General features: G+C 72.2%; 15 protein-coding genes and 1 pseudogene. 5 read left to right on the forward strand and 11 right to left on the reverse strand.

Annotated elements, in window-relative coordinates:
* Nucleotides 1–93 precede the first annotated feature (93 nt).
* The 3 genes and pseudogenes from kdpF to kdpB all read left to right on the forward strand — a co-directional run.
* Entirely contained in the window at nucleotides 94–186 is a 93-nt protein-coding gene (gene kdpF / locus ACIBJE_RS09305) for a K(+)-transporting ATPase subunit F (protein ID WP_396745407.1), read from the forward strand.
* Entirely contained in the window at nucleotides 183–1838 is a 1656-nt protein-coding gene (gene kdpA / locus ACIBJE_RS09310; protein WP_396745410.1) for a potassium-transporting ATPase subunit KdpA, read from the forward strand. The genes kdpF and kdpA overlap by 4 nt, the downstream gene beginning before the upstream one ends.
* A 50-nt stretch (nucleotides 1839–1888) precedes the next feature.
* Nucleotides 1889–3934: pseudogene (gene kdpB, locus ACIBJE_RS09315) on the forward strand (potassium-transporting ATPase subunit KdpB); the annotation flags it as partial.
* 33 nt (nucleotides 3935–3967) lie between these two features.
* Here the strand turns inward: kdpB and ACIBJE_RS09320 are convergent.
* From ACIBJE_RS09320 to ACIBJE_RS09360, 9 genes are all read right to left on the reverse strand, one after another.
* Complete coding sequence (locus ACIBJE_RS09320; RefSeq protein ID WP_396745624.1) at nucleotides 3968–4441, reverse strand: molybdenum cofactor biosysynthesis protein; 474 nt, start codon at nucleotides 4439–4441, stop codon at nucleotides 3968–3970.
* Between the two features lie 22 nt (nucleotides 4442–4463).
* Entirely contained in the window at nucleotides 4464–6644 is a 2181-nt protein-coding gene (locus ACIBJE_RS09325; RefSeq protein ID WP_396745413.1) for an alpha-glucuronidase, read from the reverse strand.
* Nucleotides 6641–7396 (reverse strand): beta-galactosidase, encoded by a 756-nt coding sequence (locus tag ACIBJE_RS09330; protein WP_396745416.1) that lies wholly within the window; start codon nucleotides 7394–7396, stop codon nucleotides 6641–6643. Before ACIBJE_RS09330 ends, ACIBJE_RS09325 begins: the two co-directional genes overlap by 4 nt.
* Nucleotides 7393–8082 carry a DUF624 domain-containing protein gene (locus tag ACIBJE_RS09335; RefSeq protein WP_396745419.1) on the reverse strand — a complete coding sequence of 230 codons (690 nt, stop codon included), beginning with the start codon at nucleotides 8080–8082 and terminating at the stop codon, nucleotides 7393–7395. The genes ACIBJE_RS09330 and ACIBJE_RS09335 overlap by 4 nt, the downstream gene beginning before the upstream one ends.
* The gene (locus ACIBJE_RS09340; protein WP_396745422.1) at nucleotides 8079–9665 is read right to left on the reverse strand and encodes a xylan 1,4-beta-xylosidase; all 1587 of its coding nucleotides are present in this window, start codon (nucleotides 9663–9665) and stop codon (nucleotides 8079–8081) included. Before ACIBJE_RS09340 ends, ACIBJE_RS09335 begins: the two co-directional genes overlap by 4 nt.
* Nucleotides 9666–9770: 105 nt before the next feature.
* Nucleotides 9771–11408: an extracellular solute-binding protein gene (locus tag ACIBJE_RS09345; protein ID WP_396745425.1), complete on the reverse strand. Its 1638-nt coding sequence runs from the start codon at nucleotides 11406–11408 to the stop codon at nucleotides 9771–9773.
* Between the two features lie 45 nt (nucleotides 11409–11453).
* Nucleotides 11454–12377 (reverse strand): carbohydrate ABC transporter permease, encoded by a 924-nt coding sequence (locus ACIBJE_RS09350; protein ID WP_396745428.1) that lies wholly within the window; start codon nucleotides 12375–12377, stop codon nucleotides 11454–11456.
* Nucleotides 12374–13390: an ABC transporter permease gene (locus tag ACIBJE_RS09355; RefSeq protein WP_396745431.1), complete on the reverse strand. Its 1017-nt coding sequence runs from the start codon at nucleotides 13388–13390 to the stop codon at nucleotides 12374–12376. Before ACIBJE_RS09355 ends, ACIBJE_RS09350 begins: the two co-directional genes overlap by 4 nt.
* A 10-nt stretch (nucleotides 13391–13400) precedes the next feature.
* Nucleotides 13401–15860 (reverse strand): glycoside hydrolase family 3 N-terminal domain-containing protein, encoded by a 2460-nt coding sequence (locus tag ACIBJE_RS09360; RefSeq protein WP_396745434.1) that lies wholly within the window; start codon nucleotides 15858–15860, stop codon nucleotides 13401–13403.
* A gap of 354 nt (nucleotides 15861–16214) precedes the next feature.
* On the opposite strand from ACIBJE_RS09360, the gene ACIBJE_RS09365 reads away from it, so the two are divergent.
* Together ACIBJE_RS09365 and ACIBJE_RS09370 are read left to right on the forward strand one after the other, a co-directional pair.
* Nucleotides 16215–17252 carry an acetylxylan esterase gene (locus tag ACIBJE_RS09365; protein WP_396745437.1) on the forward strand — a complete coding sequence of 346 codons (1038 nt, stop codon included), beginning with the start codon at nucleotides 16215–16217 and terminating at the stop codon, nucleotides 17250–17252.
* A gap of 318 nt (nucleotides 17253–17570) precedes the next feature.
* Entirely contained in the window at nucleotides 17571–18992 is a 1422-nt protein-coding gene (locus tag ACIBJE_RS09370) for an endo-1,4-beta-xylanase (protein WP_396745440.1), read from the forward strand.
* 72 nt (nucleotides 18993–19064) lie between these two features.
* Here ACIBJE_RS09370 and ACIBJE_RS09375 read toward each other — a convergent pair whose 3' ends face one another.
* Both ACIBJE_RS09375 and ACIBJE_RS09380 read right to left on the reverse strand, forming a co-directional pair.
* On the reverse strand, nucleotides 19065–20360 hold the full coding sequence (locus tag ACIBJE_RS09375; protein WP_396745443.1) for a PHB depolymerase family esterase: 1296 nt from the start codon (nucleotides 20358–20360) through the stop codon (nucleotides 19065–19067).
* A gap of 204 nt (nucleotides 20361–20564) precedes the next feature.
* The gene (locus ACIBJE_RS09380; RefSeq protein WP_396745445.1) at nucleotides 20565–23003 is read right to left on the reverse strand and encodes a M14 family metallopeptidase; all 2439 of its coding nucleotides are present in this window, start codon (nucleotides 23001–23003) and stop codon (nucleotides 20565–20567) included.
* Nucleotides 23004–23016: the final 13 nt, after the last annotated feature.

Raw genomic sequence — 23016 nt, forward strand, 5'->3', positions numbered from 1 at the left:
TGAGGAGCCAGCCGTGTCCGACCTGGTGTTCGTGGTGGTGACGGTGGCGCTGTTCGCGGCGCTCACCCTCGTGGTCCGAGGCGTGGAGAAGCGGTGAGCGCGGTCGACGCCGTCGGTCTGGTCCTGGCGACCGGCCTGGCCGTGTTCCTGGTGGTCGCCCTGCTGTTCCCGGAGCGTTTCCGATGACCGCGACGACAGCCGGTGCACTGTTCGTCGGATCGCTGGTGGCGGCGCTGGTCGCCGTGCACCGACCGCTCGGCGACCACCTGTACGCGGTCGTCTCCGGCCGCCGTTCGTCCCGTGTCGAGCGGGGCGTCTTCCGGCTCGTCGGGGTGGACCCGGCGGCGGAGCAGTCCTGGGGCGTGTACGCCCGCAGCGTGCTCGCCTTCTCCGCCGTCTCCGTGCTCTTCCTGTACGGGTTCCAGCGCCTCCAGCAGCACCTGTGGCTGTCGCTGGGCTTCGACCCGGTGGTCCCGCACGGTGCCTGGAACACGGCGGTGTCCTTCGTGACCAACACCAACTGGCAGTGGTACGCGGGCGAGTCGACCATGGGTCACCTGGTGCAGATGGCCGGGCTGGCGGTGCAGAACTTCGTCTCGGCGGCGGTCGGCATCGCGGTCGCGGTCGCCCTGGCCCGGGGCTTCGCCCGCAGTCGCAGCGGCGAGCTGGGCAACTTCTGGGTCGACCTGATCCGAATCACGTTGCGGATCCTGCTGCCGATCTCGGTGCTCGGGGCGCTCGCCCTGATGGCCGGGGGAGTGGTGCAGAACCTCTCCGCCGGCACCGAGGTCACCACCCTGACCGGCGGCGGACAGACCGTTCCCGGCGGTCCGGTGGCCGGCCAGGAGGCGATCAAACAGCTCGGCACCAACGGCGGCGGCTTCTACAACGTCAACAGCGCCCACCCGTTCGAGAACCCGACCACCTGGACGAACTGGCTCCAGGTCCTCCTGGTCCTGCTGATCCCGTTCAGCCTGCCCCGGGTCTTCGGCCGGATGGTCGGCCAGCTCCGGCAGGGGTACGCGATCACCGCGGTGATGGCGGTCCTGGCGGTGGCGAGCGTCGTTCTGACCAACGTCTTCGAGCTGACCGGCGACGGCACCGTCCCGCAGGCGGTCGGCGCGGCGCTGGAGGGCAAGGAGGTCCGGTTCGGGGTGTCGGACTCGGCGCCCTTCGCCGCGGCGACCACGGTCACCTCGACCGGCGCGGTGAACTCGTTCCACGACTCGTACACCGCGCTCGGCGGGATGATGCCGCTGGTCAACATGATGCTCGGCGAGGTCGCCCCCGGCCGGGTCGGCGCCGGCCTGTACGGCATGCTCGTCCTGGCGGTGACCACCGTGTTCGTGGCCGGTCTGATGGTCGGCCGCACCCCGGAGTACGTGGGCAAGCGGATCGGCGCGCGGGAGATCACTCTCGCGTCGCTGTACTTCCTGGTCACCCCCGCGCTGGTGCTGACAGGCACAGCGGCGGCCTTCGCCACCGGCAACCACGTCACGGCCCTCAACGTCGGCCCGCACGGGCTGTCCGAGGTGCTCTACGCGTTCACCTCGGCCGGCAACAACAACGGGTCGGCGTTCGCCGGCCTCACCGTGAACACGCCCTGGTGGAACACCGCGCTGGGCCTGTGCATGCTGCTCGGCCGGTTCCTGCCGACCGTCCTCGTGCTCGCCCTGGCCGGCTCGCTGGCCCGCCAGCAACCCACGCCGGCCTCCGTGGGCACCCTGCCCACCCACCGGCCCCTCTTCGTCGGGATGGTGGTCGGCGTCACGGTGCTCCTGGTCGCGCTGACCTTCCTGCCCGCGCTCGCGCTCGGCCCGCTCGCGGAGGGGCTGTGACCACCATGGGAGGCGCAGAGATGACCACCCTGCCGCCGGCCGCGCCCGGCATGCCCGAGCCGGCGACCGCCGTCTCCCCGACGACCCGGGGCGACCGGGTCGGCGGTGGCCTGCTCGATCCCCGGCAACTGCTCCGGTCGCTGCCCGACGCGCCGCGCAAGCTCGACCCGCGCACCCTGTGGCGCAACCCGGTGATGCTGATCGTCGAGATCGGCGCGGGGTCCACCACCGTCCTCGCGGTGGCCGACCCCTCGGTGTTCGCCGTCGCCATCACCGGCTGGCTGTGGCTGACCGTGCTCTTCGCCACCCTCGCCGAGGCGGTCGCCGAGGGCCGGGGCAGGGCCCAGGCCGCCACCCTGCGCCGGGCCCGGCGGGACACCGTCGCCGTCCGTCTGGTCGGCTGGACGCCGGGGGCGGCGGACCGGTACGGCGAGGAGACCGTCCCCGCGTCCGAGCTGCGTCAGGGTGACGTCGTGCTGGTCGAGGCCGGTGGTGTCGTCCCCGGCGACGGCGACGTGGTCGAGGGGATCGCCAGCGTCGACGAGTCCGCCATCACCGGTGAGTCCGCGCCGGTGATCCGGGAGTCCGGTGGGGACCGTAGCGCGGTCACCGGCGGCACCCGGGTGCTCTCCGACCGGATCGTCGTACGGATCACCCAGCGGCCGGGGGAGAGCTTCGTCGACCGGATGATCGCCCTGGTCGAGGGGGCCGACCGGCAGAAGACGCCGAACGAGATCGCGCTGAACATCCTGCTGGCCGCGCTCACCGTCGTCTTCCTGCTGGCCGTGGTCACCCTCCAGCCGATGGCGGTCTTCGCCAAGGGCTACCAGGGCGCCGCCCCGGACACCCCGGCGGTCACCGACGCCGGGATCAGCGGGATCGTGCTGGTGTCCCTGCTGGTCTGCCTGATCCCGACCACCATCGGCGCGCTGCTGTCGGCGATCGGCATCGCCGGCATGGACCGGCTCGTGCAGCGCAACGTGCTCGCGATGAGCGGCCGGGCGGTCGAGGCGGCCGGCGACGTGAACACCCTGCTGCTGGACAAGACCGGCACCATCACCCTCGGCAACCGGCAGGCCGCCGGGTTCCGGCCGGTGGAGGGGGTGGACGCGGGAACCGTCGCCGACGCCGCGCGACTGTCCAGCCTCGCCGACGAGACCCCGGAGGGTCGCTCGGTCGTCGTGCTCGCCAGCAACGACTTCGGGTTCGGCGAGCGCGAGTCCGGCCCGATCCCGCACGCCACCTTCGTGCCGTTCACCGCGCGGACCCGGATGAGCGGCGTCGACCTGGCCGCGACGAGTGACGGCGGGGCGCGCCGGATCCGCAAGGGCGCCGCCACGGCCGTGCTGGCGTGGGTGGGTGAGCACGGCGGTCGCTCCACCGAGCAGGTCTCGCGGATCGTCGACGAGATCAGCGCGATCGGCGGCACCCCGCTGGTGGTGGCCGAGCACGTCGACGGGCGACCGGCTCGGGCGCTCGGCGTCATCCACCTCAGGGACGTGGTCAAGGCCGGCATGCGGGAACGGTTCGACGAGATGCGCCGGATGGGCATCCGCACCGTGATGGTCACCGGGGACAACCCCCGGACGGCGAAGGCCATCGCCGACGAGGCCGGCGTGGACGACGTTCTCGCCGAGGCCACCCCGGAGGACAAGCTCGCCCTGATCCGGCGGGAGCAGGCCGGCGGCCGGCTGGTCGCGATGACCGGCGACGGCACCAACGACGCGCCGGCCCTGGCCCAGGCCGACGTCGGGGTGGCGATGAACACCGGCACCTCGGCGGCCAAGGAGGCCGGCAACATGGTCGACCTCGACTCCGACCCGACCAAACTCATCGAGATCGTGGAGATCGGCAAGCAGTTGTTGATCACCCGGGGCGCGTTGACGACCTTCTCCGTCGCCAACGACGTGGCGAAGTACTTCGCGATCGTCCCAGCCATGTTCGCCGGCATCTACCCCGGTCTGGACACGCTCAACGTCATGCGGCTGTCCAGCCCGTCCTCGGCGATCCTGTCCGCGGTGGTGTTCAACGCGGTGGTCATCGTCGCGCTGATCCCGCTCGCCCTGCGCGGCGTCCGCTACCGCCCGGCCAGCGCGCCGGCCGGGGGTGCGGCCCGCACGGGGCGGAGTTCAGCCGACGACGGTGACCTCGACCGGACCCACGCGCAATGTGCCGTCGGTCAGCGGGGTGCAGCGGACGCCGCCCCGGCGGCGCAACGCCTTCCAGGCCCCGGGGCCGATGGTGGCGTCCATCCAGGCGCACGGGTGGGCGGCGCGGTTGACCCGCAGGCTGACCGGCCCCTGGCCCGAGTCGAGGACCAGCACGGACCCGACCAGCTCGTCCACGGCGAGGCCGGCGGTCAGGATGTTGCGCCGGACCTGCACCAGATCGGCACCGGGCGGCAGGGACTCCCGCGCGATCAGGGTGACGCTCGCGTCGCGGTGGGCGGGCCGGCCGAAGTAACGGTCGCCGACGATGCCGAGCCCGGCCCGGAGCCGGACCTCCTCGACGATCTCGTCGGGGGTGGCCGGTGCCGGGCCGTCAGCCGGCCGACCCACGTAACGGTGTACCGGCGAGGCCAGCAGTTGGACGATCTCGGGCACGGCGGGGATTCTACGGAGCGGGTCACCAGATCCGCCGGCCGTGCTCGTCCGGCACCCCGGACTTGCGGAAGAAGTAGCTGTTGATCTGGTCCCGCCACTCCGCCGCGCAGCGCCGCTGCTCGTCGAGACGTTCACTCACCCGGGCGTACAGCGCCGGGTCGACCAGCCCGGCCAGCCGCCGCCACTGCCCGCGCATCGCCTCCACCTGCTCCACCCCGGCGAAGTGCGTGTCGTAGATGTGCTGGATGACGGTGCGACCGCTGCGCAGCCTGTGTCCGTACGGCACGTGGTGGAAGAAGAGCAGCAGCTCGTCCGGGCAGCGGTCGAGGTCCTCGTACCGCTCCGACCAGGGCCGTGGGAACTGGCCGGTGAAGCCGGTGCCGGTGGCGCGGGTCCGGTCCACGCCGACGCCGTCCCGGTCGGCGAAGTGGTACGTGCCCCACGGGGTGTACTCGTACCCGTCGACGTCCGGGCCGTAGTGGTGCCCCGGGCGGACCATGAAGCCCACACCCAGCGGCGCGGTGTACCGCTCGTAGGTCCACCAGGAACCGTCCAGCACGGCGTGCAGGGTCCGTCGCACCAACCCCGGCTCACCGGTCGTGGACGGCGGGAAGGTGAGCCCGATCCACTCGTCCAGGACGGCGACCGGGTCGAGGCCGGGGTCCCAGGCGAGCCGGCCGAAGGCGTACAGGTTGGCCTGGGCCAGCGGATGTCCGGTCCAGAACGGGTCGGCACCGACGTTGGAGACGCCCACCAGGCCCCCGCCCGGCGTCTGGCCCCGGCTCCCGCCCGCCTCGCCGGTCCGGCCGTCGCGGGTGCGTGCGGTGCCGGCGGCCACGTCGGCCACGGTCGGCCCGTCCGGCCCCCACGGCGCGAAGCCCAGGATCTCGCTCCACCACGGGCCGAGGTAGCAGACGTGCCGCTGCTGGCCGGTGTACTCCTGGGTCACCTGCACCTCCACCGCCAGCCGGGTGGCCGGCATGGCGGCGAGCACCGGGGAGACCGGCTCGCGGACCTGGAAGTCGATCGGGCCGTGCTTCACCTGGAGAACGACGTTCTCCCGGAACCGTCCGTCCAGCGGGGCGAAGTGGTCGAAGGCGGCGCGGGCCCGGTCGGTGGACCGGTCCCGCCAGTCCTGCCGGTGGTCGTAGACGAACGCCCGCCAGTGCACCACCCCGCCGAACGGGGCCAACGTCGCGGCCAGCAGGTTCGCCCCGTCGGCATGGTCACGTCCGTAGGTGAACGGGCCGGGCTGCCCCTCCGAGTCGGCCTTCACCAGGTAGCCGCCGAAGTCCGGGATGCGGTCGTACACCCGCCGGGTGGCGTCGGCCCACCAGGCGCGGACCGCCGCGTCCAGCGGGTCGGCGTTGGGCAGGCCGCCGAGGACGACCGGGGCGGCGAAGGTGACCGACAGGTGCACCCGCACCCCGTACGGGCGCAGCACGTCGGCGATGGCGGCCACGTCCCCGAGCCGCTCGGTGAGCAACCGAGCCTCGGTGGCGTGCACGTTGACGTTGTTCACCGCGACCGCGTTGACCCCGCAGGCGGCCAGCAGTCGCCCGTACTCCCGTACCCGGGCCAGGTCGCCCCGGGCGGCGCCGTCCCGCCAGAAGATCGAACCGCCCGCGTAGCCGCGCTCCACCTGCCCCGTCACCGGGTGCACGTCGACGTTGTCCCAATGGTCGAGCATGCGCAGCGCCAGCGCCGGACGGTGGCACTCGACCGGGCGGGCGTCGAACGCGGCCCGGCCGAGGCGGACCAGGTGGAACAGCCCGTACAGCAGACCGGCCGGCGCGTCGGCGAGCAGCAGCGTGCGCTCGCCCGCGCCGGCCAGCAGAAAGCCCTCGTCGCCGAGAGGGGTGGCGGCCCCGGCGGCCAGCCGGCGTGCCCAGGCCGGCAGGGTGGGGGCGTCCCGCAGTGCCAGCAGCAGGTCGACGTCCCCGTCCGGTTCGGCCACCGGCGGTGCGGGCGTCCTGTCGGGAGGCGACGGCACGGTGGTCGGGTGGGGGGCCGGAGCGGCCGGGTCGCCCGCTGGGGTGTGTCGGACCGTGCCGCCGTAGCGCGCGCAGGCCCGCGCGACCTCGCCGACCACGGTGTCGACCAGCAACCCCGTGCCGTGCGCCATCGTGTGCCGGCGACCGAGCGGCCCGAACGCCTCCGCCGGCAGCCAGGCGGGGTGGACTGTCGGCGCGACGTCGCTCACCGCTCCTCCTTCAGCACCACGATGCCGTACGCCGGCAGCCGCACCGCCCCGTTACCGGGAACCCGGTCTCCGGTCAGCAGGTCCACGCCACCGGCGCGGGCGGTCACCTCGACGGGCCCGGCGGCGTGGTTGAGCAGGAACCGCAGCCGTGTGCCGTCCGGCGTGACGCGGACCGTCGACTCCAGATCCGGCACGTCCGCGTACGGGCAGGCGGCGTTGAGCGTGTCCAGACTGCCGTACCGGTGGCGCAGCCACCGCCGGAACGCCGCCGCGCACAGGTCGCAGTAGCAGGCCCCGCCGTACTCGTTGCCGACGTGCCAGGCCACCACCGCCGGGTTGCCGGCGTAGCGCCGGGCCACCCGACGGGCCAGTTCGGCGGAGAGCCGACGGAACACCGGAGAGCTGGGGCAGGAGTTGTGCCGCTGCCCGTACCGGTGCCGGCGGCCCTCGAAGTCGGTACGGCACACCTCCGGGTGGGCGCGGGCCAGCCACGCCGGGTGCGCGCCGGTGCCGGTGGCCAGACAGATCATCCGTCCCTCGGTGACGGCCCGCCCGACGATCCGGTCCAGCACCGTGAAGTCGTAGACGTCCGGCGCGGGCTGGGTCAGCGCCCAGTCGAAGACGCCGAGCGTGACGGTGTCGATCCGGGCCAGGTCGAAGAGCTGGTAGTCCTGCTTCCACACGTCCTCCGGCCACTGCTCCGGGTTGTAGTCCCCTCCGAAGGGCACCTTCGCGGTGCGGGGCAGGGTCATGCCGTGAACTCCTTCCCGATCGTGTCGATCATCGGGCCGCTGGTCCAGCCGAGCGCGCCGACGAACACCGCGCCCAGCAGCGCGAGCACCGCCTCCGAGGCGACCGCGGTGATCCCGGCCGCCAGCGCCAGCAGGCAGGCGTGGCCGAGCGTGACGCCCGGGGTCCGGACGAGGAAGTGCACCGCGAGGCGGACGACGTCCCGGGTCCGGAACGTGAACACCGAGGTGATCACCAGCGCGTTGGTCCCGACCAGGAGCGCCGCCACGGCGACGGCGACCAGCAGCACCGCCCACCAGCCGGGAAGGCCGACGGCGGTGAGGTGGGCGAGGTTGACCGCGACGACGGTCAGCCACAGCAGCAGCGGGAGCCAGACCCGCAGCACCGGCCCGAGGTTGGCCCGCCAGCCCCGCCAGAACACGGCGGCGGGCCGCAGGTCGGTCAGGTCCGGGCGCTGGTGTCGCAGCGCGTACAGCGCGGCGGCGACGGCCGGGCCGAGCGGGATCGCGCAGATCGCCGCCAGCGGCAGGTTGCTGACGTCCCGGGCGAGCAGCACCAGCCCGACCAGCCCCGGCAGGGTGGTGAGCACCAGCAGCGCCTCGACCACCAGCAGGGTGTAGACCAGCGCCGCGACCCGGGAGAGGGGACCGTCGCCGAACTGTCGCCGGGTGGCCGCGGTGTCGTTCACGGCCGATCCCCCCGGTCGGTCCGGCCGCCACCCGGGTCGCCCGGGTGCGGGTCGGCGCCGCCCCCGGCGCGGCCGGGCAGGCCGAGCAGGCGGCCCTCGTCCCACCAGGGTGGGGTCTCGTCGCGGACCGGAGACACCTCGACCAGGGTCACCTCGTGCCGGGCGAGGGTGAGGTCGAGCGCGACCCGGCCGTCGACGACCGGCAGACTCCGGTGGGTACGGGCCGGCTCGGCGGCCTCCCTCAGCACGTCGAGCTGGCGGGGCCGCGGTGACCGGGGCCGGCCCAGCTCGCACCAGGCCCGCCGGGCGTTGCCGCTCTCCTCGCTCACCGACGAGCGCAGCACGAACGCCGACGTCACGCCGGGCGCGGCGAGCGGCACCGACAGCGCCAGGCCGTGCCGGTCGACCGGCTCCCGTCCGGTGACGTCCACCGGTGCCCAGGCGAGCACGGCGACCCGCCCGGTGGCGTCCCGGGTGACCAGGTGGTCGGTGCCACGGGCCAGGACCTGGTCGCCGAGGCGCGCCATGAACGCGTACAGGTGGTAGGTCGGTTTCCTGACCTGCCGGTGGGTGAGCAGGCCGAAACCGCCGTGGAACAGCGCGGTCGGCACCCCCTCTTCCTCGAACACGTCGCTGAACGTCCAGTAGGAGAACGAGTCGACCAGGTCGCCGCCGGCAGCCACCACCGGTGCGAGGTACGCGGCGTGGAAGGCGGTGTCGTGGATCGGGTTGTCCGGCCGGTAGGAGGAGTTGAACTCGGTGATGTGCACCGGCAGGTGGGCCAGCGGGGTGCCCGCCAGGTGCTGCCGGGGCGCGGCGAACTGCTCGAGCAGGCTGGCCGCCGGGGCGAGGGTCTGGTGGGTGCCGAACGGCACGTGCTGCGCCGGGCCGGAGGTGTAGGCGTGCCGGCTGACGAAGTCGACCGGCACCGAGCGGGCGGTCACGAACTCGGCGAACGGCAGCAGCCACTCGTCCGCGCCGGGTGATATGGCCGGTCCGCCGACCTGGAGGTCGGCGTCCACCTCCTTGACCGCGTGCGCGGTCACCTCGTACAGCCGGTGGTAGGCGTTCCGGTCGGCGCCGGCCCAGAACGCGGTCAGGTTGGGCTCGTTCCACACCTCGATCGGCCAGCGGCGCACCTCCTCGACGCCGTACCGGTCGACCAGGTGCGCGACGGTGGTCCGGACCAGGTCGGCCCACTCGGTCCAGGACCCCGGCGGGGTGACGTTGCCGCGCCACCAGAACACCGTCTGGTCGCCGGAGGCCAGCTCCGACGGCATGAACCCCAGCTCCACGAAGGGCCGGATCCCCAGCTCCAGGTACGCGTCGACGACCTGGTCGACGTAGGTGAAGGCGTACCGGACACCCCGCCCGCCCTGGTACGCGTACCGGCGGTGCACGCCGACGCCGTCGCTGAGCAGGCCGTGCCCCCGGATGTGCCGGAAGCCGATCTCCCGCTGGATGAGGGCGAGCGAGTCCTGGTAGTCGCGCCGCAAGGCCAGTTCGAACCGGCCGGTGCCCACGCAGGCACGCCACGCGTCGCCGAGCCGGCCGGTGGGCTGGTCGGGGATCCGGATCCGCATCGTCGTCCTCTCCTGCGTACCGTGCCGCCGGCCCGCCCGGTGCGGAGCGGCACCGCGCCGGGCCGGCGGCACGGTCGGGCCCGCTGTCCCGGGCCCGACCGGGAATCAGCCGTTGTCCTTCTGATAGCGGTCGTGGGCCTTGTTGACCAGGTCGATGTACTGCTCGGCGTTCTTCGCCCGCAGTTCGGCGACGTACGCGTCCCACTCGGTGAGGGGCCGCTGCCCGAGGACGAACTTGAGCGTGTTCTGGGTGACGTGGTCCTTCAACGGCGTCTCCCAGAGCGACACCTGCTCCCGTTCCTCGTCGGTGAACGGGTACGGCGGTGCCACCGCCTTCGGCTGCCGGGTGTCCATCACCTTCTGGAACTCCTGCTCCTCGGGCGAGAAGAAGGACCGCATCAGGTCGGTGCTACCGCCGTAGGCGGCGAACACGCCGTTGTAGAAGCCGAAGTCCTTCTGGAGGTGCTTGGCGGCCGTCGGATTGAGTCCGACGACGTTCACGTCCGGCGTGAGCGTCGGCTTGCCGGCGGCGTCCTTCGTGTACGTCGTCCCCTCGACGCCCCACCGGGCGAATTCCTGGCCGGCGTCGGAGTACCAGAGCCAGTCGACGAACTGCATCATCGCCACGAAGTGCTCGCTCTCCCGGGCCTTCTTGGAGATCATGATGCCGCTCTCCATGCGGGTCTCCGGGTTGATCTCCCCGGCCGGGCCGACCGGCAGTGGAATCTTCACCAGCCGGGCGTTCGGCTGGGTCTTCGCCAGGTCCGGCCGGTTGTCGTTGACCAGGGTCTGCGCGTTCGCGCTGATGACGAACGACTTGCCGTTGGCGAGCTTCTGCCGGGCGGCGTCGTCGCTCTGGGTGAAGCTCTCCGGGTCGAGCAGCCCCTCGGTGACCAGCTTGTTGAGGTACTGGAGCATCTGTTTGTACTGCTCGCTGCCGCCGGTGTAGGCGAACGTCCTCGTCACCGGGTCCCAGGTGGCGTGCTGATAGTTCCAGCCGGCCTGGGTGCCGTAGGAACTGCCGAGAATGTTCAGCAGGGCGCCGCCCGGGGTCGGCTTGCTCCACCGGTCGGAGAACGGGTACGTGTCCGGGTAGCGCGACTTCATCGCCTTGAGCACGCCGTGCAGCTCGTCCCAGGTCTTCGGCACGGCCAGGCCGAGTTGGTCGAGGATGTCGGCCCGCACCGCCAGCGAGTAGTCCTGGATGGGCTTCTCGCGCAGGCCGGGCAGCAGGTAGAACTTGCCGTCCGACTGCCGTAGCGAGTCGATCTCCGGTTGCAGGTTCCACGTGGCGACCCGGTCCTTGAAGTGGGGCATCAGGTCCAGGTAGTCACTGACCGGGAGGATCGCGCCGGAGGAAACGAAGGCGTTCTCCTGCGGGTGGTACGTCTTCGGGATGATCATCGGCGCGTCCCCCGCGCCGATCAGCAGGCTGCGCTTCTGCTCGTAGTCGCTCAGCGGCACGGCGACCGGTTCGAGCGTGACGTTGGTCCGCTTGACCAGCTCCGACCAGAACAGCCACTCCTTCTTGAGCGGGTAGTTCGGGTGGTTGTTGTAGAGGACGGAGAAGGAGACCGGCGCGGTGGCCTTGAACTGGTCGCCGACGCCGTATTCGGCCATCGCGCCGGCCCGGTTCCCGGTGAGGTCCTTCGCCTCGGGAGAGTCCTCGGAGCAGGCGGCGAGGCTGAGCGTGAGCAGACCGGCCGCGACCATCGCCGCGCGGCGCCATGTTCTGTGGACCATGGCTCGTCCTTTCGGTTCGGGTGGTGGTGGGGTGGGTGGAGCCGGTCAGCCCTTGACCGCGCCGAGCATGACCCCGGACACGAAGTACCGCTGGACGAAGGGGTAGACCAGCAGGATCGGCAGCGTGGTGAGCACGATGGTGACGGACTGGAGGGTGGCGGCGGCCTGGACCGCGTCGGCGTCGGCGACCCCGCCGGCCGACCCCGCGCCGGTGGCCCCGACGATCAGGTTGCGCAGGTACACCGTGACCGGGAACATCTCCTGCTGGTCCAGGTAGAGAAACGCGGTGAACCACGAGTTCCAGAAGGACACCGCGTAGAACAGCACCATGGTGGCGATGATCGCCTTCGACAGCGGCAGCACGATCCGCAGCAGGATGCCGTACGTGTCCAGTCCGTCGACGGCGGCGGCCTCCTCCAACTCGGTCGGCAGGCTCTCGAAGAACGCCTTCATCACCAGCAGGTTGAACACGTTGATCGCGTTGGGCACCACCACCGCCCAGATGGTGTTCTTCAGGCCCAGGCTGGTGATCAGCACGTAGTTGGGGATCAGCCCGCCGGAGAAGAACATGGTGAACACCGCGACGCCGACCAGCGCGCCCCGGCCCCGGAGGTCCCTCTTCGACAGCACGTACGCGTAGCAGGTGGTCAGCACGATCGAGATGGCCGTGGCGACGACCGTGTAGACCACGGTGTTGCGGTAGTTCGTCCAGAACAGCGGATCGGAGGTCACCAGCTTGTACGAGGTCAGGTCGAACCCGCGCGGGATGAGGTTCACCTTTCCCGCGATGATGTACGCCTCGTCGCTGAGCGACCGGGCGACGATGGTGACGAACGGGTACAGCGTCACGATCACGACGCCGGTCAGGACGATCGCGTTGACCGCCTGGAACACCCGGTACCCCCGGGTCGGCCGGGGTCCCCGCGGCCGGCGGGCCCGCTGCCGGTCCGTCCCGGCGTCCACGGTCACCACAGGCTCGTCCCGACCGTGCGGCGGGAGATCGTGTTCGCCGTCAGGACCAGGACCAGCCCGATCAGGGCCTCGAACAGCCCGATCGCGGCGGCGTAGCTGAAGTTGCTGGACTCGAAGCCCATCCGGTACAGGTACGTGGAGATGACGTCGGCCGTCGGGTAGGTCAACGGGTTGTACAGCAGCAGGATCTTCTCGAACCCGACCGCCATGAACGTGCCGATGTTGAGGATCAGCAGGGTCACCATGGTCGGCCGGATGCCGGGCAGGGTGACGTGCCAGGTCTGCCGCCACCGGTTCGCGCCGTCGATCCGGGCCGCCTCGTAGAGGTCGTCGTCGATCGTGGTCAGCGCGGCGAGGTAGAGGATCGTGCCCCAGCCGACGGTCTGCCAGACCTCGGAGGAGACGTAGATGGTCCAGAACCACTCCGGCCGTTGCAGGAACGGCACCTCCTCGCCGCCGAACGCGCCGACGACCTGGTTCACCGTGCCGTCCACCGAGAGCAGCTGCATCACCATCGCCGCCACGATCACGATGGACAGGAAGTGCGGCAGGTAGGACACCGACTGGACGAACCGCTTGAGCCGACGGGTCCGGACCTCGTTGAGCAGCAGGGCCAGCACGATCGGCAGCGGAAAGCAGAACAGCAGGGTCAGCGTGCCCAGGACCAGGGTGTTGGTGAACACCTCCCAGAACGTGGGGTCGCCGAGGAACATCCGGACGTACCGCAGGCCGACCCACCGTTCGCCGAAGATGCTGCCGCCGGGCTCGAAGCGCCGGAAGGCGATCACGTTCCCGGCCATCGGCAGATACCGGAAGACCAGGAAGAACAGCAGCGGCAGAACGGCCAGGGAGTAGAGCTGCCAGTCCCGGCGCAGTGCCCGCCGCCAACCGTGGCGGGTCCGGCGACGGCGGACGGCACCGCCTCGGTCGCGGACGGCTCGGTCAAGGACGCCGGGCGGCACGGTGCGACCCCGGTCCGGTGGCGGGCGCAGCGTGCCGGGGGTGGGCATCGTCGACCCCCTAGGCGTGCTGCGGGAGGACGGGTTCGACGTACGGTGTCGACACCAGTCGACGCCGGTGGCCGACCTCGCGTTCGGCACCCACCAGACGCAGTGGCAGGGCGGCGACCACCTCGGCGCTGGACCGGGCGAGCCGAAGCTCCACGTCGCCGGGCTCGACGACGCGTCGCCCGTGCACGCCGGTGAAGGACGTGACGTCCGCGGGCACCTCGAAGACGACCCGTGCCGCCGCGCCCGGTTCCAGCGGCACCCGGACGTAGCCGACCAGGCGGACCACCGGCCGGGTGGTCTGCGCGACCGGGTCGTGCAGGTAGAGCTGGACGACCTCGGTGCCGGGGCGCGTACCGGTGTTGCGGACGGTGACCCCGACGCGGACCTCGCCGTCGACCGCCCAGTCGACCGGCCGGAGGATCCCGGTCTCCGGCCGGCCGTCTTTGGTCCCCGGCCGGCCGTCTCCGGTCCCCGGACCGGTACCGCCGGTCTCCGGCCCGCTGGCGGAGTCCCGGACGGTCGGGTCGCTCCAGTCGAAGCTGGTGTAGCCGAGGCCGTGGCCGAACGGGAAGGCCGGGGTGGGATCGACCGAGGACACCTCGGAGCGTCGGCCCAGGACGGGGGAGAGGTAGGTGCCCGGCAGTCCGCCCGCGTCCCGGGGCACACTGACCGGCAGCCGCCCGGACGGGTTCACCGCGCCGGTGAGCACCTCGGCCACCGCCTGCGCCCCCCGCTGGCCGGGGAAGAACGCCTGCACGACGGCGGCGGCCCGGTCGAATTCGGGGCCGAGGGCGTACGGCCGTCCGGTGAGCAGCACCAGGACCACCGGGGTGCCGGTGGCGAGCACGGCGCGGACCAGGTCGCCCTGCACGCCGGGCAGCCGCAGGTCGACCGCGTCGCAGCCCTCGCCAGAGGTGCCCCGGCCGAACATGCCGGCACGGTCCCCGACGGCCAGCACGCACACGTCCGCCTCGGTGGCGGCGGCGACCGCGGCGGCAATGCCCGAGGCGTCCTCGCCGGTGACCGCGCAGCCGGGCACGTGGGTGAGGTTCGGGTGCAGCCGGGCGAGGGCGTCGCGCAGCGAGGGGATGTCCACGCCCACGTCGTGCCCGGGATGCCGCACCCCCACGTGCAGCGGGAACGAGTAGCAGCCGAGCAGGGCCATCGGGTCGTCGGCGACCGGACCGACGAGCGCGACGCGTCGCCCGGGGGCCAGCGGCAGCAGCCCGTCGTCGTTGCGCAGCAGGACGACCGACTCGCGGGCCAGGCGCAGGGCGACGTCCCGGTCGGCCTCGTCGTCGAACACGAGGCCGTCGAGGCCGTCCGGGGACGGCTGCCACTCCTCGTCCAGCAGGCCGAGTTCGATCTTCTGCACGAGCACCCGGCGCAGCGCGCGGTCGACGAGTGCCTCCTCGACCGCACCGGAGCGGACCGCCGTCACCAGCGGAGCGCCGAAGGCGTCCACGGTGGGCAGTTCGACGTCGATGCCGGCGCGCAGGGCGAGCCGGGCGGCGTCCGCCGGTCCGGCGGCCACGCCGTGCAGGGTCTCCAGGAAACGGACGGCGAAGTAGTCCGCCACGACCGTGCCGGTGAACCCCCACTCGTCGCGGAGTACCCGGGTCAACAGGTGTTCGTCGGCGGCGACGGGCACCCCGTCGATCTCGGTGTAGGAGTGCATCACCGAGCGGGCGCCGCCCAGCCGCAGCGCCATCTCGAACGGCGGCAGGATGACGTCGGCCAGTTCCCGGCGGCCCATCGACACCGGGGCCAGGTTGCGTCCGCCCCGGGACGCCGAGTAGCCGGCGAAGTGCTTGCAGGTGGCGACCACCCCGGCGGACTCCAGGCCCCGGACGTACGCCGCGCCGGCGGTCCCGACCAGGTACGGGTCCTCGCCAATGGTCTCCTCGGTGCGGCCCCACCGGTAGTCGCGGGTCACGTCCAGCACCGGGGCGAGACCCTGGTGGACCCCGGCGGCGCGCATGGACCGGCCGATCCGGTGTGCCATCTCCTCGACCAGTTCCGGGTCGAAGGACGCGCCCCAGCTCAGCGGCGCGGGGTAGACGGTCGCACGCCAGGCGGCGAAGCCGGTCAGGCATTCCTCGTGCACCTGGGCCGGGATCCCGAACCGGCTGGCTGCCGCGATGCGCGCCTGGGCCGTGGCCAGGGAGCGTGCCCCCTGGACCGGGTCGACCGGCGCGGTGCCGAACGGCCGGGTGAGCTGACCGAGTCCGTGACGGATGACGGTGTCCCACGACAACCCGCCGTCGACCAGGTCGGCCTGGTGCGGGGCGACCCCCTCCCCGGAGGCGTCCGCGCCCACCCAGACGCCGACGAGCTGGGCGATCTTCTCCTCCAGGGTCATCAACGGGATGAGCGCGTCGGCCCGTTCGGCGGGGGACAGGGTCCGGTCCCGCCACCGACCGGCGTCGGGGGACACCGGGCTTTCGTCGACGGGCAACAGACTCTCCATGCCACATCCCTCCGGTCGGTGCCGACGGATCGCCCCGGTGGGGTCGATCGCCGCACGTGGCCGCCGCGCCAGACTTCGAAAAGTTTCGGAAACCGATTCGGTGCTCGTGTCGGGCAACCTAAGGGCGCCGGCCGGGCCTGTCAAGGCTCGGAACGGGCTGTTCAGGAGCGACGATAAGCGCCCGTGACGCCCGCTCTGCCGCTCGAACGGGCTGCTCAGAGAATAGATGACGGTCTCCGCATAGCGCTGCTCGACTGGTAAGGTGGGCCGAAATTTTCGGATGCTGATCGGCGGTTTGTCGGCTGGATTCCGACTCCGGCCCACCCGTCCAGCCCCGGCCCCCGGGAGGGCGCCATGCCCCTGTTCGACCTTCCCCTCGACGAGTTGCGGAGTTATACGCCGGTGGTGGCCGAGCCGGACGACTTCGACACGTTCTGGCAGAGCACCCTGCGGGAGGCGGCGGCCGTCCCGGTGCTCGTCGACGTCCGTGCCGAACCGACGGACCTGCGCCTGGTCGACACCTGGGACGTCACCTTCGCCGGGTTCGGGGGCGACCCGGTCCGGGCCTGGTACACCCGCCCGGCCGGCGTCGACCATCCGCTGCCCGCCGTGGTGGAGTACCTCGGCTACGGCCGCGGCCGGAGCCTGCCGCACGAACGGCTGATGTGGCCGGTCGCCGGCTACGCCCACCTGCTGATGGACTCCCGGGGTCAGTCCGGCCGCTACGGTGCCGGCGACACTCCGGACCCCCGCGCCGGAGCACCCGGCGGCCCGTGGCCGGTGACCTGGGGCATCCTGGCGCCCGGGGACTACTACTACCGTCGGCTGATCACCGACGCGGTCCGCGCGGTCCAAGCCGTCCGGGCGCTGCCCGGGGTGGACCCCAGCCGGGTCGTCGTCGCCGGGAACAGCCAGGGCGGTGGGCTCGCCCTCGCGGTGGCCGGGCTCGTCGGCGACTTGGCCGCCGTGCTCACCACGGCACCCTTCCTCTGTCACGTCCAACGGGCCGTCGAGCTGACCGACGCCTCGCCGTACGGGGAGATCGTCGGCTACCTGGCCGCGAACCGGGGAGCCGAGGATGCGGTCCGGCGGACCCTGTCCTACGTCGACGGGGTGGCCTTCGCCCGCCGGGCGGTCGCACCCGCGCAGTTCGGAATCGGGCTGCGGGACACCGTCTGCCCGCCGAGCACCGGCTTCGCCGCCTACAACCAGTACGGTGCCGGCAACGGCCGGCCCACCCCGCCGGCCCGCGAGATTCACGTCTACCCGTTCAACCAGCACGAGGGGGGCGAGGCCGTGCAGCAGCGTCACCAGCTCAGCTGGCTCGCCGCGCAGTTCGCCACCGCTGGCGAGACACCCCCACGACAACCGAAACTATCGGAAAAATTCTGATCGATGCCGGCGGCTGGTGCTCATCCTCGCGCCATGCGCGTACTCGCCAGATGCCCTGCTCGTGCGGGGCGTCGCCATTCCGGCGCGTCGTCTGGCGGGCGTTGGCGGCGGTGGCAGGCGTCTGCTTGACCGTTGAGGTTTCGGGATTGTTTCGATACTCTGCGGATGCAGGAGCTTCGATCAACCCATGGTGGTCGAGCAGCCGAACCGGTCGACGTGGCTTCCGGGCGACCACGCCGACGCCGAGCCGGCCGCCGTGGTGGGGCAGTGGTCGAGGCGACCTTCCCCATCCGTGCAGCTCAGCGAAAGGCAGCTGTCATGAACGACCTGTTCGCCCGCGACAGCGGGCGTCCGGCGGCCGGACCACGAAGCCGCGTGGCGTGGTTGTCGGCCGCGCTGGGAGTCGCCCTCGTCGCCACCACGGTGGTCGTGGCGTCCTCCAGCGCCAGTGCCGGGACCACCCTCGCCACGGCGGCCGGCGAGTCGGGCCGCTACTTCGGCACCGCGGTGGCCGCGAACAAGCTCTCCGACTCCGTCTACGTCGGCATCCTCAACCGCGAGTTCAACTCCGTCACCGCGGAGAACGAGATGAAGTGGGACGCGACCGAACCGTCGCAGGGCCAGTTCGCCTTCGCCAACGCCGACCGGATCGTCAACCACGCGCGGGCCAACGGGATGATGGTGCGCGGGCACGCCCTGGCCTGGCACTCGCAGCAGCCCGGCTGGGCGCAGAACATGAGCGGGACCGCGTTGCGGTCGGCGATGGTCAACCACATCACCCAGGTGGCCAGCTACTACCGGGGCAAGATCCACTCCTGGGACGTGGTGAACGAGGCGTTCGCCGACGGCGGCAGCGGAGCGCGCCGCGACTCCAACCTCCAGCGCACCGGCAACGACTGGATCGAGGTGGCGTTCCGGACCGCGCGGGCCGCCGACCCGACCGCCAAGCTCTGCTACAACGACTACAACACCGACGACTGGACGCACGCCAAGACGCAGGCGGTCTACACCATGGTCCGGGACTTCAAGGCCCGGGGCGTACCGATCGACTGCGTCGGCCTCCAGTCCCACTTCAACCCCCAGTCACCGGTGCCGGCCAACTACCAGACGACGCTGTCGAGCTTCGCCGCGCTCGGTGTCGACGTGCAGATCACCGAGTTGGACATCGAGGGCTCGGGGCAGGCCCAGGCCGACAACTACGACCGGGTGGTCCGGGCCTGCCTGGCCGTGGCGCGGTGCACCGGCATCACCGTCTGGGGCATCCGGGACACCGACTCCTGGCGGGCCAGCGGCACCCCGTTGCTGTTCGACGGCAACGGCAACAAGAAGGCGGCGTACACCTCGACCCTGAACGCCCTGAACGGCGGCGGCACCACCCCGCCGCCGACCACGCCCCCGCCGACCACCCCGCCCCCGACCACGCCTCCGCCGACCACCCCGCCGCCCGTCGGGGCGTGCGCCGCCACGGTGTCGCTCAACTCGTGGACCGGCGGTTTCGTGGCCACGGTCCGGGTCACCGCCGGGGCCGCCGGCCTCAACGGCTGGACCGTCGGCCTCACCCTGCCGTCCGGCAGCGCGGTCACCAACACCTGGAACGCGCGGGGCAGCGGCAGCACCGGCGCGCTGACCTTCCGCAACGTCGACTTCAACGGTCGGCTGGGCCCCGGTGCCAGCACCGAGTTCGGGTTCCAGGGCACCGGTACCGGTCCGACCGGCACTCCCACCTGCACGGCGGGCTGACCCGGCGCGGTCTGCCCGTCCGGCCACTCGGCGGCGGGACACCGGATGGTGTCCCGCCGCTGTCGTGTCGGCTCAGCCGGTGGAGCAGGTGGAGCCGTTGAGGGCGAACGAGGTGGGTGCTCCGGTGCCGCCGGTGTGGGTGGCCTGGAAACCGATGCTGACCGAGGCGTTCGGGGCGATCGTGGCGTTGTAGGCGACGTTGCGGGCGGTGACCGTCCCGCTCGACGGCGCGTACGTGGCGTTCCACCCGCTGGTCAGGGTCTGCCCGGCGGGCAGCGGGAAGGTCAGGTTCCAGCCGTCGACCGCGGTGCCGCCGGTGTTGGTGATGGTGACCGACGCGGTCAGGCCGGTGTTCCAGGCGCTGACCGTGTAGCCGATCCGGCAGGTCCCCGGACCGGGCGGGGGCGTGCTCGGTGGCGGCGTGGTCGGCGGTGCGCTGGTCGGTGGCGTGGTGTCGATGCCGAAGAAGCGGATCGCCTGCGCGGCGTCGACCGGCAGGTTGTGCGACACGCCCTGCATGCTGATCGCCTCGACCGGGGCGGTCGGACCGGACCCGCCGTAGCGGGTGCGGGTGTAGCCGGGCTGCGGGCTGTCGGTGTACGTGGGCGTCTGGCTCAACCCGTGCAGGTTGGTCCACTGCTTGATCTGTTCACCGAAGTTGGGGTACCGCAGGGTCTCGTCGTTGGTGCCGTGCCAGGTCTGCATCCTCGGACGCGGACCGGTGTATCCGGGGTGGGCGTCGCGGACCAGGTCCCCCCACTGCTGGGGCGTCCGGATGACCTGGCCGTTGGCGCACTGGCTGTTCCACTCCGACCCGTCCGTGGTGGCGAAGCAGCCGAACGGTACGCCGGAGAAGGCCGCACCGGCGCTGAACACGTCGGGGTAGAGGCCGAGCAGGACGTTGGTCATCATCGCCCCGGAGGAGATGCCGGTGGCGAAAATCCGGGCCGGGTCGACGTCGTACCGCTGCCGGACGTGGTCGACCATGGACATGATGCCCACCGGGTCGCTGCCGCCGCCGCGCCGCAGCGCCTGGGGGGACGACACGTCGAAGCACTTGCTGCTGCGGGTCACCGACGGGTACACCACGATGTAGCCGTACCGGTCGGCGAGCGCGGCGTACTGGGTGCCGGAGTGCATCGCCGGTCCGCTGCCGGTGCAGTAGTGGACCGCGACCACCAGGGCGGGCCGGGGCGCGACGCGGTCCGGGACGTACAGGTACATGCGCAGGTTGCTGGGGTTGGGGCCGAAGCCGGTCACCTCGGTCAGTGCCGCGGCGGACGCGGGCGCGGGGACCGTCGCGGCGGCCAACACGGTGATCGCGACGGCCACCAGGGCAGCCCCCAGCAGCTTGAGTCTGGCTGTCATGGGACAGGTTCCTCCTGAGCATCAGGGATGGCGGGGAGGTTCCGATCGGGAACTGCCCGGTGCCCGATCACGTCCGGCTCAGGAACATTTGTCAGTATGGATGGCTGTCGGTGTGGCGGGCAAGCCGGCGACCCTGATCCCGAGACGGGTGCGGGGCGACGGCCAGGTCGGCCGCCGCCCCGCACCCTCGCCCGGTCACCCGGGTCAGCCCGGGGGCAGCACCGCCCGGTCCTTGTTGAAGTTACGACCGTGGCCGTCCGGCCGGTAGTTGCCCTCCACGTTGCCGGCCGCGTCCACCGAGAACCAGTGGACCCGAGCGCCGGCCGGTACGGTCAGCGTCTCCGCCCCCTCCCGGATGCCCGCCGAGGCGTACAGGGTGGACGCGTAGGTCGGTCGCCCGCCGTCGAGGGTGTAGAACACCGCCGCCGGCTCGCTGACCTCGAACCGCACGCTCACCATGCCCGGGGTGTCGTTCGGCGTCACCGTCATCGTGCTCTCCGGCCGGCTGCGGTCCTTGTCGAAGTCGCGGGCCACCCGCATCAGCTCGACCAGGCCGTTGGCGTACTCCAGGGTCTGCTCGTGCGCCTCGTCCCAGGCCGGCTGGAAGCTGCTGCCGACCTCGAAGTTCCAGGCGTAGATGCCGTACCGGTACCAGAGCATGTCGCCGGAGTTGCCGGCCGCCGAGTAGAGCACGTCGGAGATCGGGCCGGTCCGCGCCGGGGTGACCGCCAGGTTCCGGTGCCGCTTGATGGCGGTGAGGATCCGCGACGAGGCGCCCCAGAAGAACGACTCCTCGGCCAGCGTCGGACGCGGCGCGGAGACCCGGTCCGGCAGCGAGTACGCCCCGGGCGGCCACATGAAGTAGTTGCCGGAGGAGTGCAGGTTCATCGAGAACCTGATGTTCCCGCGCCGGGCCAGCCAGTCCAGGTTCCGGTTCTCCGGCTCGGACAGCTCGGACGGCCCGGCGTAGCTGCCGCTGGTGCAGCTCGACGACGCGCCCGCGTACCCGTCGAAGAGGCTGTACTCGGTGTAGTTGCGGTTGTTGTCCACGCCCCAGGAGTTGCGGGCCAGGGCGTCGGCCGCGTCCCCGGCCGGGCAGTGGTTGGTCATGCTCTTGCGCTGCGAGGCGAAGTCGTAGAACGAGTAGTGCCCGCCGTCCGGGTTGATCGACGGGGCGATCCAGATGTCCAGGGTGTCCAGCAACTGCCGGGTCTGCCGGTCGTGCGCGTAGTTGCGCAGCAGCCGTTCGGCGGTCTCGATGGTCACCAACGGGGGCACCCACTCGCGGGCGTGTTCCTGGGCGTACGCGAGGACGCCGGTGCGGGAGCCGTCCCGGTGCTTGCCGATCCGGATCGCGTACACCGGGTGCGGGTCGCGGGACACGCTCGCCGGCGCCTTCAGGTTGTCGGTCAGCGGCGTCCGGGCGACCGGGGCGACGACTCCGGCCCCGGCGTCACCCCGGTAGGTGTAGGCCCGGACCAGCGTGCCGGCCCGCGCGTTGAGCGCCGCGACCACCTCGGCGGCGGTGCTGGTGACCGCCCCGGCGGCGTCGGTGGCCAGCTCGACCCGGACCGCCGGGCCGGTGACGGTCACGGTGAGCGGCCGGTCGGCGGCACCCGGGTCGGCCAGCTCCACGGAGATGTCGTTGCCGCCCTGGTGGCCCCAGGCGAGCGAGTCGACCGCGACCCGGTCGGCGGCGGTGCCGCCCAGCACCACCTGCGCCTTGCGGCGGTACCCGTTCGTCTTGTACGGCAGCTCGACCACCTCGGCCAGCCTCGGGTGGTCGGCGGCGAGCTGCCGGATCCGCGCGTACAGCTCTGTCGGAGTCAGGTAGCTGGTGACGAAGTCCTTCTGGTAGCCCGGCCCCTCCGGGTCGTCGTCCGGGATCGGCAGCCACTCGGTGACCTCGGCTACCGCCACGTCCCCGGTCGGACTGGTCACCTGGATCCGGTGCGGTCGGGCGGTGACCGGGGCCGCGCCCCGGTGGTACAGGTACACCCCGGCGTCGACGAACCGGGAGATGGTCTGGGTGCCGCCGGAGCCGATCTCCGTCCCGGGGCCGCTGTCCCGGGCCACGGTCAGCGCGCCGGTGGCCGTCTGCCCCTGGCCCCACTTCGCCTCGACCGACAGGACCTGGTCGGTGCCGGAGGTGTAGTAGTCGGCGCGGATGATCCGGACGTCCGACGCGGTCGCCGACGGGGCGAGGGTCGCCGAGAACCGGCGGTTGTCGGCCCGGTGCCCGGCGATCGTCGCCTCCCGTTCGGCGATCCGCTGCGCGGAGTCGGCCGGGTCGTGCAGGGTCGCGCCGATCCGGTACCCCATCCGCCGTAGCGCCGCGGTCTCGGTCGGGGTCACCACGGCGTGCACCACGATCCCGGTCCCGGTGCGGGTGACGTGGTGGTCGAGGTCGACGCCGGTGGCGACCAGTTCGTCCAGCGCGGCCTGGTCGGCGAGGAACACCTCCACCACGGACGCCTGCTCGTCGGCGGGGCGGTCGAGGGGGACGGGTGCGGCGGCACGCGAGCCGTCGGTCGGGGCACCGGTGACCGCCGTGGCCGGGCTGGCCAGCATCAGCAGGGCGGCACCGGCGGCGGTCGCCACGGAGAGCCGTCGTCGCCGGGAGGAGGAAACGGGTCGGGGCATCTGTCGCCGCCTT

Origin of the sequence: Micromonospora sp. NPDC050187 (genome assembly GCF_044459745.1) — a bacterium.
Classification (GTDB): domain Bacteria; phylum Actinomycetota; class Actinomycetes; order Mycobacteriales; family Micromonosporaceae; genus Micromonospora.